Below are 13,515 nucleotides of genomic sequence, written 5' to 3'. Positions count from 1 at the left end.
AATCTTTTGTGAAGCACATGAATGTAAGCGCTTTATCATTATATTTATGAAACAAACTACAAGAGTATAGGAGGGGAATCAATTGTGTAAAAAGATTTCAACATGTGTAGGACTTATATTTATGCTTCTTTTTGTCACGGTGGCTCCCGTTTTTGCGAGTACAAATATTCAAAGCACAGCAAGCCCCGTTGTGAATGATAGTTACACGAATCAGAAAAACTATGTGGATCTCAGGTTTGGTATGTTTATCCACTATAACATGGGAACCTATCACGATCAGGAATGGGTGACGCCAGGACAAGATCCACTATCTTTTAATCCTGAGCATGTGAATACAGACCAATGGGCGCAAGCCGCCGAATCCGCAGGTATCAAATATACCGTTCTAACGACCAAGCATCATGACGGATTTGCCCTGTGGCCAACCAAATACGGCAATTATAACGTGATGAACAGCTCCTACAAGAAAGATATCGTAAGGCAATATGTAGATTCCATGCGCGCCAAAGGAATTTTGCCGGGGCTATACTTCTCCATTTGGGATCGTCAGCAAGGTATTCAAAAGGGTTCCGTCAGCAGAGCGGATATCGAATTTATTAAAGGGCAACTAACAGAGTTGCTGACGAATTACGGTGAAATACCGGTTCTAATTATCGACGGCTGGGCCTGGGAGATGGGTCATAATGAAGTTCCATATCAAGAAATCCGCGAATTGATAAAGCGACTACAGCCTAATATTCTTATTGTGGATCACAATGGACAAACGCAGCCATGGGATGAGGACATTATTTATTTTGAAGAACCTAAGGGCGTTTGGGCGCCTTCCAACAATGCGTATGCCGCTAACCAGGGCATGCCGCTCGTGTCCAGTCAATGGTTCTGGCACAATTGGATGACGAATACAGAGCCGGCAAGCGTGCAGAATATTGTGCAGGATCATCTCGGTTTTTTGGAACCGCGTTATACAAACTTTTTGCTCAACGTTTCACCGAATCCGGATGGGGAACTGGATAACAACGTAGTCAATCGATTGGGGGAGATTGGACAAGCATGGTCGCCGAATGCATCTCGTCCTCCACTGCCTGGGCAGCCAATCGTGATGGAGCATCCGATTACAGCTAATTCGGCAACGGCTACTAGCGGGAATGCAAGCAATGCGATTGATGGCCTTATGGATTATGTAAACGACACTTACTCTGAGACTGTTTGGCAAACGAACACATCTCTGCCTCAATCCATTACATTCGATTTGGGCTACACGTACAACAACATTAATATGTTGAATTACTTGCCTTCGCAAAATTTATCAGAAGGTATGATTACTTCCTATACGTTATATGTGAGCGAAGATGGTACGAACTTCACTTCGGTTACTAGCGGAACATGGGATGGGGACAAGACCATGAAACGTGTGACTTTCCCATCGCAAACAGCACGCTATGTCAAAATGGAAGTGAATTCGGCCGTAGGCGGCTTCGCTGCTGCAGGCGAGCTGGCAGTCGGCTCATACACCAATGAAGTTCCAACTCGGACGGGGATTGACTCCTTTGATGTCAACACGTTGTATCGCATCGTCAATAAAGCGACCGGCAAAGTATTGGGCGTTGGGAATTCGCCCGCTAATGGAGCGGCTGTTGCCGAGCGAACCCAATCGGGTGCGCTGGATCAGCAATGGGTTATCGATGATGTAGGTCTGGGCAAATATAAGATTGCCAATAAGCAAAGCGGACAAGTGATGGATGTTCCAGGTGCCAGTAAAACGCCTGAAGTACCAGTCATTCAATGGACAGATTCTGAAACTGCTGCAGATCCTACAGCCATAAACCAGCAGTGGACCATCTCCAATGTTGGCAATGGTTACTTCAAAATTACCAACGTAAACAGCCGATTGGCCTTGGAAATCAGCAACGGTTCTGCTGCTGACGGAAATCCGGTTGTTCAAAACACGTATACAGGAAGCGATAGTCAATTATGGAAAGTGGAAAAACTGCCTTCTCTGATTAAAAATGTGAAAGTGAACGGAGTGTCTGTCAAAGGTCTTAATTCTGAGAATCGTACGGCGACGCTGACTGTTCTGAGAGAAAAAAACCTGGAAGTACCAACAGTGACAGCGGACAAAGCATCTGAAGACGTGCAGTTGGTCATCCACCCAGCCGACAGTTTGCCAGGCGCGACGACCATCACAGCTACAGCTGACGGCGGAGCGACACAGGAAGTCTACACGCTGAACTTTGAACTAGTGGATCGTTATGCGAGCGACCTGGAATGGTTAAGTGCATCTTCAGGCTGGTTAACCGTTAAGAAGGACAAAAGCCTGGACGGAAATACAATAAGGCTAATGGGCAATAGCGGCGCTGCAACGTACGAGAAGGGCTTTGGCGTACATGCCGAGTCGAGAATTATTTTTGACATTTCCGATAAAAATTATGAGTCCTTCACGGCTCTTGCCGGAGTCGACCAAGAAATGGCCAAATCGCCGTCTTATGCCGACGTGGAATTCAAGGTACTTGTAGACGGCGTAGAGAAATTTGCGAGCGGTGTGATGAAGGTTACTGATTTGGCCAAAGCGGTTGATGTCAATGTAGTTGGCGCAAGCGTTGTGGAACTTGTTGTGACGAAGAGCGATAACGATAATAGCGAGGATCATGCAAGCTGGGCCAATGCAACGTTTAGAATTGCGGAAGGCAAATCCGAACAGAAGGAAGAATTGCCTGAAGTTGACTATTTGAGCGATTTGAATTGGATTAGCGCATCCTCAGGTTGGTTGGATGTGAAGAAAGACAAGAGCATCGCTGGCAATGCGATCGTATTGAAGAATGGGGCCGAGGATCTCTCCTTTGCCAAAGGCCTTGGGACTCATGCCAATTCAACGATCAAGTATGATCTTACTGGAGCTAATTATGAAACCTTCTCCGCCTTTATCGGTGTAGATAAGGAAGTGAACGGCGGAAGTTACAAAGGCAACGGCTCGATACAGTTTAAAGTGTCAGGAGTGAAGAACGATGACACGATCGAATCGCTTTACTCCGGAAGTTTGTTGAGAGTGTCGGATGATGCCAAATTTGTGAAGGTAAATGTTAAAGGTTATAAAGAGCTAATATTGGAAGTTACGGATTCCGGCAATGGAAACAGCGAAGATCACGGCGATTGGGCGAATGCGAAGCTGACTAAGCTGAATGTTGAAGCGACACCCGTGATTTCGGGCGTTATGCCAGTAAACGTAGTTACGGCTACGTATGTTCCGCCGGTTCTGCCTGCGAGTGTCACAGTTGTGTATAACAATGCGACAACTGCCGATAAGTCGGTTCAGTGGGATCTGGTAGATTCGTCTAAGTATAAATCAGCTGGCAGTTTCATCGTGAATGGTGCTGTTGATGGCACAGTCATACCTGCTGTAGCAAACGTTACGGTTACAGAAAACACGTATAGAGCTGATCTAGTGGCGCTTATCGCGAATGCCCAAGTTCAATATGATTTTGCTGTAGTAGGAACAGCAGTCGGCAATTACCCGGCAAGCTCGAAATCAACCCTGCAAGCAGCAATCGCGCATGCGCAGCAACTTGTAGACCTGAATGCTGCTACTAAACAGGAATTCGAAGCTGAAACGGCAGCGTTGAACACCGCACTGCAAACGTTTGTGTTAACAAAGATTGGGCAGGTGAATGTACAATCGATCACTGTCACAAATTCGACGACGACGATTTCTGTGAAGGGCGGAAGCCTTCAATTGCAAGCGGCGGTGCTGCCTGCCAATGCTGTCAATAAGTCAGTGACATGGGCGGTATACGAAGCGGACGGCAGAACACCTACGGATAAAGCCATAATTGACGTAAATGGTTTATTGGTAGCTGCGAAGGATGGAATCGTAAAAGTGGTTGCCACAGCTAACGATGGTTCGCAGATTTTTGGGAACAAAATCATTACGATATCCGGGCAAAATGACAATCCTGGTGTTAACCCTGGTTCGGGTAGTTCCAGTGGTTCTGGCAATCCAACCACATCGCCAGTGAAAGAAGATCCAACTAAGTACGTACCCAAGGATACGGAACTTAGGGTCGAGCCTGTACAAGAAAATCAAACAGGTGTAACGGCAACCATCGATCGTGATCGTCTGGTTCAGAAATTAGCAGATCTTAAAGCTGCAAGCAGCTCAAACCTCAATTTCGAGCTGCCAGGCGTGTATGAAAGAAATGCCGTACAGCTGCCGCTTGATATTTTGTATAACAGTCTTAAAGAAAGTAAAGGAACGGTCCTGACCCTAAGAAATCATTTGGGATCATATAACCTGCCGCTGTCCATCCTGAACCGTGAAGATGTTGCGAGCGCGGTTGATACAGAAGGCGCAGTGCTGATCATTCGCATGGATAAAGCTAAAAGCCAGCACGAACTGCAATTTGATCAATCCATCACAGAGAATGGTATGAAACGCGTAAGCGATATGATCGATTACAAAGTGATTCTGAAATCTAAGGACAAAGAAGTAGAAATTACGAACTTTGGCAACAGCTTTATCACACGCATGATGAATGTAGATGGTGTCATTCAGGATTCATCGATTGCCACTGCGGTCGTTTACGATCAGGCTACAGGAGAAATGAAATTCGTGCCTTCCGTGTTTACTGTGAAAGATGGCAAGACAGAAGCAACCATAACCCGAAATACGAACAGTCTGTATGCGATCGTTCAACACAAGAAAACGTTTGACGATATGAATGGACACTGGGCACAGAAAGATGTTGAGAGCCTAGCTTCCAAAATGGTGATCGACGGGACAACGGATCACACGTATACACCGGAGATGCAAGTCACTCGGACTCAGTTTGCAGCACTTCTCGTAAGGGGACTGGGCTTACGGGCAGAGACCACGCCATCCGTATTTACAGATGTTTCTGACAACCAGTGGTATGCCTCAGAAGTAGGTACAGCTGCGAAGTACGGCTTGGTTCAAGGTGTTGGCGAGGGCAGATTCAACCCGGATCAACTGATTACGAGAGAGCAGATGGTCGTCATGATGATGAAAGCTGCCCATCTCGTTCAGGGAGAATTGAAACCGGAAGCTGGTACGAATATTCAATTCTCCGATCAAGACCAGTTATCTGATTACGCCCGCAGCGCGGTAGCGGAAGCCGCCAGCAAAGGTCTGGTTCATGGGAAAACAGAAACAACCTTCGCACCGCAAGAGGCAGCCACTCGCGCAGAGGCTGCGGTGCTTATCAAACAAGCGATGCAATATTTGAAGTTGATTAATTAATGCGAAACATTTTACACAAATGCTGAATTGCACTAGGGAGGAGACTGTTAAGCAAGTCTCCTTTCTTTTATCTAAGAATTTAAGGGGGCATTCCCAGTTCGCATATAAGTCAGTGTTTGGTGAAATGAGCCGAAATCGCATTGAAGATTGATGAAGGAGTGAACTTGATGATCATTCGAAAATTAAGAAAAATGACAGCGATTACAACTTCGTTATCGCTGTTGGTCACGTTGTTGTTGGCATCGGGAGTTCCATCCATCTCGCAGGCATCTGCTGCTGAGACAGGGAACTCAGAAATGCCAGTTCTGAAAACGGGCAATTGGGACGATTTGAAAATAAATTGGACAACGCCGGCCAGTGGGACAGATTTTAACGGGGCACCTGTTGGAAATGGTTACTTCGGCGCTAAAGTTTCAGGGGGCGTAGCGACCGAAATTCTTCAACTTAATGACAAAACGTTTAATTCCGGCGAACCGTTCAATCGTTCTGATCCGAATCGTATAACTGCACTGGATGCGACGAGAAGTTTACTTGCTGGGGCGGATACAGCAACGACAGTAACGGACCGCGAGAATAAATTGAAGTCAGCTGAGACAGCAGCAATGGGGATGTGGGGATCAGAGAAATTGGCGGAATTTCTGCCGATTGGCAATATCGTTCTGGATGTCCCGAATACGACAGGATATACGAACTATGATCGAGAGCTTCATTTGGATAAGTCGATAGTGACAACCAAATATAAAGTGGGAAACACGACGTATACGCGTGAAGTATTTGCCAGTAACCCCGATCGCGTTATGGTCGTACGCATGACCAATGACAGCGGGCAGCCGATGAGCATGACAGCAAAGATGGAGCTCCCGGCAGAAATGAACACACATGGAACGGTATCTTCATCCGGGAGCGAGATCCAGATGACAGGAACGGCTCCATATGATGACTACGCAAGTCAGTGGGAAAACGGGAGAGGCATGACATTTGATGCTCGTCTTCGAGCCAGAACGACGGGAGGGACCATAACAGCCGTTGATGGTAATTTGAACATTTCTAACGCTGCGGTTATCGAATTGCTCTATGCGGACGCGACAAGTTACAAAGATCCGTTTACCAATCCGAATCCGAGCCAAGGCGGCAATAATCCTACTCCGATTGTAACGGGCCTGATGGACGCTGCATTTGCCAAAACTTATACTCAGCTCTTGGATGTACACCAAGCTGATCATCGGAGTTTGTTTCGTAGGTTATGGACGGAAGCTAACGGTAATTCCAAACCGTTCACACTTACCTACCAGTACGCCCGTTACGTTTCCATTGCTGGTTCTAGGGCCAATACATTCGACCGTCCTCTGAACCAGAATGGCATGTGGATGAACAAGTGGTACACGAACTCATATGGGGCACATTGGTTTAATGAAAACGTAGAAAAAACGTATACGTTAATTGAGGCGGGGAATCTGAGAGAGAATGGCGATCCACTCTGGAAGTATCTCAAAAATTTATCTATCAACGGGGCGAAAACGGCGCAATCCGATTTCGGCTTTGACGGGTGGATGGTGCCCCAAGCATCTGATTTGTGGGCGAAAACGGAACTTAGTGCAGGTGACAATGAATGGGCAATCTGGCTTACGGGCGGCATGTGGCTCATGTTTAATATGTATGATCATTATCGGTTCACACAGGACAAATCGTATCTTCAGGGCACAGCATTCCCGCTCATGAAGGGTTCTGCAGAGTTTGCCTTGGATTTACTTGTTACAAACAAGGATGGCTATCTGGTTGCATCGCCTTCTAGCTCTCCCGAGACGAAGTATGTCTTGTCAGATGGAACACCCATTGCAGTCAGTCAAGGTTCAACCATCGATATGACTGTCATTCGAGAGTTGTTTGAGAATGTGCTAGAAGCAGGGAATATACTGGAAGCAAACTCTCCTGCGGAGGTTGATTTGCTGAATCGTATCCGAACTGCCTTGCCGAAGTTGCTTCCTTATCAAATCGGAAGCAGCGGAGAAATAAAGGAATGGAATAATGACTACTCGATCGTAGATCCAAGCCACCGCCATGCCTCCCATTTAATTGGTGTTGGATTTCTCGACCAGATCACGAAAAAGTACACGCCTGAATTATTTAATGCCGTTAAGGTTTCGCTGAACATGCGAGGATCGGGTGGATACCATCCAGATAGTGCGTTCATGTGGGCTCGTCTATATGATGGGGATCGAGCTATTTCCCTTGCAGACATTTACCCGACAAGTGAATTTGTGAACGAATGGCAAGTAAGAGGCGGGTATTATCCGGAATTGTTCGTGCAAAGTCACGTGGACAACATCATCGATCTTTTACCGGCTTTGCCTTCAACGTGGACAACTGGAAATTTCTCAGGAATCATGGCGCGAGGCGGATTTGAAGTTGGCGTATCCTGGACGCAATCCCGGGCTACGAGTATCCAGGTCAAATCGCTTGCCGGAACAAGAGCCAAGCTTTCATACCCAAACATTGCTGGGGCAATCGTTACCAATCAAGATGGTCAGAACGTTGCTTATACGACGGATAGCAGCAATCAGATCTCTTTTGACACGCAAGTGGGGGATGTGTACACCATAAGCTCGATTCCTTCGAAAGATGGGCAACTGTACACTCTAAAAATGAAAATCAGCGGCCAAATGCTGGAAATCGCAGGCGCATCGTCGGATGAACAAGCTTCCCTTATTCAGATGCCATCATCTGGGGCAACGAACCAACAATGGCAGGTAGTGAGCCTCGGGAATGGCTACAACAAAATCGTCAACAGCAAGAGCAATAAAGCAATCGCTGTTCTCGGTGCTTCTGCATCCGATGGCGCACAACTTGTGCAGCAAACGTACACCGCAGACGCAGATTTAACTGATGAATGGCAGCTAGTTGATCAAGCAAACGGTTACTACAAGCTGGTCAATCGCGGCAGCGGAAAAGCATTGACTGTTCCAAGCGCCAGTAGTGTTTCAGGTACACAATTGGTCCAATCGTCATTGACGAATGCAGATAATCAATTGGTGAAAGTCAATCCCGTGAGCGATCCATTCGATCAAAAAACGTTCAACCTCACCGTTCAGAACAGCCAGCTTCGCATGGATGTAGACGGCGGTTCCAACGCAGACGGGACCAAGATCATTCAATGGTCAGCAGGCACAGCGCTGAATCAACAATGGAAGTTTATAAAGACAGACCCAGGCTATTACAAAATCATTTCCCAAAAAAGCTCGAAAGTACTTGTCGTAGAGAATGCATCTACCGTGGATGGTGCTGGGATTGTTCAAAATGGATACACCCAAGATGCCAACTACAATGATGAATGGTCCGTTGTGGATGTGGGGGATGGCTTCTTTCAACTCCAAAATCGGGGCAGCGGTAAAGTAATTGAAATCCCCGGAAGCAGTCAGGCGGGCGGTGTGCAATTCGTACAGCGCACAGCAGGCACGGGAAGCAACCAGAAATTCCTATTGTCGTTCGACAGAACAACGAATGATAATGCAACTGGACTTGGTAATGACCAATTTATGTATGGCCAGGACTGGGGCTACACCGCATCCGAATCTGGTGCATACAGCGGAGACAACCACTATTCGAACGTGGCGGACGCCTACGTGTTATTGCGGTTTACCGGTTCCAAAGTGAAGTTATACGGTGCCAAAAACAATAATCAGGGCATTGCCGCTATCTCGATCGACGATGGTCCTGAATCGCTAGTCGACACGTATGCCCCATCAAGATCCGATCAGCATCTGCTCTTTGAAAGCAAAGACTTGGCTAATCAGGAGCATGTCCTGCGAATCCGGGTGACAGGACAAAAGAGTGCCAGTGCGAACAATACCTTTGTATCGATAGACCGGGCGGACATCCAGTCGAGGATAGAGAAAAGTGCTGTTGGAAATTATTTTAGCCAAAGTACAGAAAAGATCAATGGAGTAGATCATACCGTCATCACCCTTAATTACACAGGCGATGACGCCGGGGACGCGGTAAGAGCGGCTATCGAGGCTGCCAAGGTGGCGCCTAAGCCAGTCATTCTGGATTTTCCGGCAGGCATCTACCCCTTCAAAGCTTCGACAGCAAACAATGCGCAGTACTATATTTCAAATGCGTCCTCGTCCGGGCAAACACCTGGCGGTTGGAGAAAAGTAGGTCTCCTGTTTAAGGACATCAGCGATCTTACGATCCGCGGCAATGGCTCGACTTTGCTGTTCCATGGCGTGATGACGCCAATCGTGTTCGACCATGCGACAAATGTCAAGGTGAACGGAATCAACATTGATTTTAACCGACCTGTTGTATCGGAAATGACCGTTACCGAGGTTGGAACCAATTATATGAAAGCCAGTATTCATCCGGACTCTTGGTATACGATCCCAAATAACCAGTTGTCCTGGATAGGCGAAGAGAACTGGACGCAGAATGGCACTCAAAACGTAGGCGCTGTGCAAGAATACGATCCCCTTACCAAGAAGACGTGGAGGGTTGGAAATCCGCTAAACAGCGTAACAAATGCACAAGATCTGGGCAATCGTGTGGTGCAATTCAACTACGCGAGCAGCCCGAATGTTACGGTAGGTCACACGTTCCAGCTTCGGGACACGACTCGTAGAGAACAAGGCACGCTAATCTATCGAAGCAAGGATATCACTTGGACTGATGTCAATTTCTATGCGGCGCCAGGACTCGGCATTATCAGCCAATACAGCGAAAATCTGACGCTTGACCGCTTGAACTTTGCGCCAAAGGCAGGAAGCGGGCGGACGAACGCTTCGATGGCAGACTTCCTGCAAGTTTCGGGAAGCAAGGGCGATATTCGGGTGATGAATTCCCATTTTGCCGGGGCGCACGATGATGGTATTAATGTTCACGGCACCCATTTGCAAATCGTACAGATTCCAGCATCTAATCAGGTGAAAGTGCAATTTATGCATCCTGAGAGCTGGGGATTCGATGCATTTGCCGTTGGGGATACGATCGAATATATAAACAAGTCGACATTGCTTTCAAAAGAAAGCGCGGTAGTCACCGGCGTAACGCGTGTGGATGACACGCAGATTATCCTTACGCTCGATAAAACGGTGCCTGCTTCGGTAACCGCCAATGAGTATGTGGTGGAAAATACGACATGGACGCCGAATGTCACGATTACGAATTCGACGTTTGAAACGATTCCGACTAGAGGCATTCTGATGACGACGAGCGGCGCTGTACGTATTGAGGACAACACGTTTAACGGCATGCCGATGAGCGCGATTTTGATTGCCGACGATGCGAATAGCTGGTATGAATCCGGCATGGTGAAAGACGTAGTTATCCGCAACAATACGTTTAATAACAACGGGAACGCGGTGATTAGCGTTGAGCCGAGCACGTCCCTGGCGAATCCGAATAAGACCGTGCACAGCCATATTGTGGTTGACGGCAACCAGTTTAACCAATCAAGCGGCAACAGCGCGATCTATGCCAAGAGTGTAGACGGGTTCACGTTTACGAACAATACCGCGAATCAAGGCGGTTTGGATCTTGCATTTGATGCATCCAAAGCCATCACCGTTACGGGGAACAGCTTCGCTCAAAGCGATGTTGATAAAAAAATCAGCTTCAATCAAATGATCGCGGGCACGGACTCTGTTGAGGCCAGTCAAGGGTTTGTCGTCACGCGTACGAATGATTACACACCGATTGTTACAGATCCGAATGATATTCCGCAAAGTGAAATGACAGCGACAACAACGAGCAATCGCAGCGGAAACGAAGCGAGCAATGCCATTGACGGAGACCCTTCAACGATCTGGCATACGGAATGGGATCCGAAGGCGAATTTACCGCAGTCGATCACGCTGGATCTTGGAAAATCGACGGTTATTTCGAAATTACGATATTTACCTCGGCAAAACGGCGAATCTAATGGCAACATTACGTCTTACGAACTGTCGGCAAGCGTAGACGGAACCTCGTTCACGCCGTTTGCAAGCGGAACGTGGAGCGATGACAGCTCGGAGAAAAGCGCTGTATTTGCGCCGGTGTTAAGCAGATACCTGAAACTTAGCGCTACAGCAGGTCATGGCGGATTCGCTTCTGCGGCGGAGCTCCATGTTGGCAAAGAAGCAAGCAACATCCATTATCAAGAGCTGGTTGATCTAATTGCGAATGTGCAAAGCAAGCATGATAGCGCGGTTGAAGGCAACGGCAACGGGCAATACCCGGTCGGCTCGAGACAAACGCTGCAAGCAGCCATTGATGCAGCAAACCTAGCACTCGGAGCGCTTACACAACAGGAAATTGACCAAGCCAAGGATGATTTGAACCAAGCGCTTCGAGCGTTTGAAGCATCCGTTATTGGTCAAGTCCAAGTTGCATCCCTTAACATTACAAGCGTTGGCAATGTGTCGACGATCACGACGAAGGGAGGAAGCCTGCCGCTCGGAGTAATGGTGCTTCCGACGAATGCGACGAATCAAACGGTGACATGGGCTGTCTATGAAGCGGATGGCGCAGTTACGGATAAAGCGATCATCAATCTAACAGGCTTGCTGACGGCCGTAAAGAATGGAACGGTGAAAGTTGTTGCCACAGCAAACGACGGTTCAGCCGTCATTGGAGTAAAGGCTATTTCAATAAGCGGGCAAAATGACAATTCCGGTACTAGTCCTGTTAATGTGACGTCTATCGCAGTCACAAGCGCATCGACAAGTATTAATGTGAAGGGAGGAAGTCTGCCGCTCGGAGTAATGGTGCTTCCGACGAATGCGACGAATCAAACGGTGACATGGGCTGTCTATGAAGTGGATGGCGCAGTTACGGATAAAGCGCTCATTAATCTAACAGGCTTACTGACAGCCGTGAAGAATGGAACGGTGAAGGTAGTTGCCACAGCAACGGATGGTTCAGCCGTCATTGGCGTAAAGTCGATTTCAATAAGCGGTCAAAATGACAATCCAGGCACTAACCCTGGATCTGGTGGTTTCATCGGTTCTGGCAATCCAACCCTACCGCCAGTGAAAGAAGATCCAACTAAGTACGTACCCAAGGATACGGAACTTAGGATCGAGCCTGTACAAGAAAATCAAACAGGTGTAACGGCAATCATCAATCGTGAACGACTGGCGCAGAAATTAGCAGATCTTAAAGCTGCGGGCAGCTCTATCCTCAATTTCGAGATGTCAGGCGAGTACGAAAAGAATGCCGTACAACTGCCGCTGGATATTTTGTACAACAGTATGAAAGAAAATAAAGGAACGCTCCTGACCCTAAGAAGCCATTTGGGATCATATAACCTGCCACTGTCCATCCTGAACCGTGAAGATGTTGCGAGCGCGGTTGATACAGAAGGCGCAGTGCTGATCATTAGCATGGATAAAGCGAAAAGCCAGCACGAACAGCAATTTGATCAATCCATCTCAGAAAATGGTATGAAACGCGTAAGCGATATGATCGATTACAAAGTGATACTGAAAGCCAAAGATAAAGAAGTTGAAATTGCCAACTTTGGCAACCGTTTTATCACACGCGTGATGAATGTAGACGGCGCCATTCAAGATGCTTCGATTGCGACTGCGGTCGTTTACGATCCGGTTACAGGAGAGCTGAAGTTTGTTCCATCGGTGTTCAGTGTGAAGAACGGCAAGACAGAAGCCACCATAACCCGAAATACAAACAGTCTGTATGCGATCGTGCAAAACAAGAAAACATTTGACGATATGTACGGACACTGGGCACAGAAAGATGTTGAGAACTTGGCTTCCAAAATGGTGATCGACGGAACAACGGATCGTACGTATACGCCGGAAATGCAAGTCACTCGGGCTCAGTTTGCAGCCCTTCTCGTAAGAGGACTTGGGTTACGGGCAGAGGTGACGCCATCCGTATTTACAGATGTTGCTGCCACCCAGTGGTATGCCTCAGAAGTAGGTACAGCCGCGAAGTACGGCTTGGTTCAAGGTGTAGGCGAAGGAAGATTCAATCCGGATCAACTGATTACGAGAGAGCAAATGGTCGTCATGATGATGAAAGCTGTCCATCTCGTTCAGGGAGAATCGATACCGGAAGCAGTGGTGAATAACCAATTCTCCGATCAAGACCAGTTATCGGACTATGCCCGCAGAGCGGTAGCGGAAGCCGTGAGCAAAGATTTGGTTCATGGGAAAACAGAAACAACCTTCGCACCTCAAGATGCAGCCACTCGTGCAGAGGCAGCGGTGCTCATCAAACAAGCAATGCAATATTTGAAATTGATTAATTAATACCAAATAGCT

The 13,515-nt window shown here is 47.5% G+C and carries 2 protein-coding genes; both read left to right on the top strand.

The window, feature by feature from the left end; genetic code table 11:
* Positions 1-82 precede the first annotated feature (82 nt).
* Complete coding sequence (locus tag LOZ80_RS20960) at positions 83-5,251, top strand: NPCBM/NEW2 domain-containing protein (RefSeq protein WP_238166533.1); 5,169 nt, start codon at positions 83-85, stop codon at positions 5,249-5,251.
* 167 nt (positions 5,252-5,418) lie between these two features.
* Positions 5,419-13,503 (top strand): glycosyl hydrolase family 95 catalytic domain-containing protein, encoded by an 8,085-nt coding sequence (locus tag LOZ80_RS20955; RefSeq protein ID WP_238166532.1) that lies wholly within the window; start codon positions 5,419-5,421, stop codon positions 13,501-13,503.
* Positions 13,504-13,515 lie beyond the last annotated feature (12 nt).

The organism is Paenibacillus sp. HWE-109 (assembly GCF_022163125.1).
Lineage (GTDB): Bacteria > Bacillota > Bacilli > Paenibacillales > NBRC-103111 > Paenibacillus_E.
Note: the sequence above shows the minus strand (reverse complement) of the source record. Positions and strands in the feature narration are given on the sequence as shown.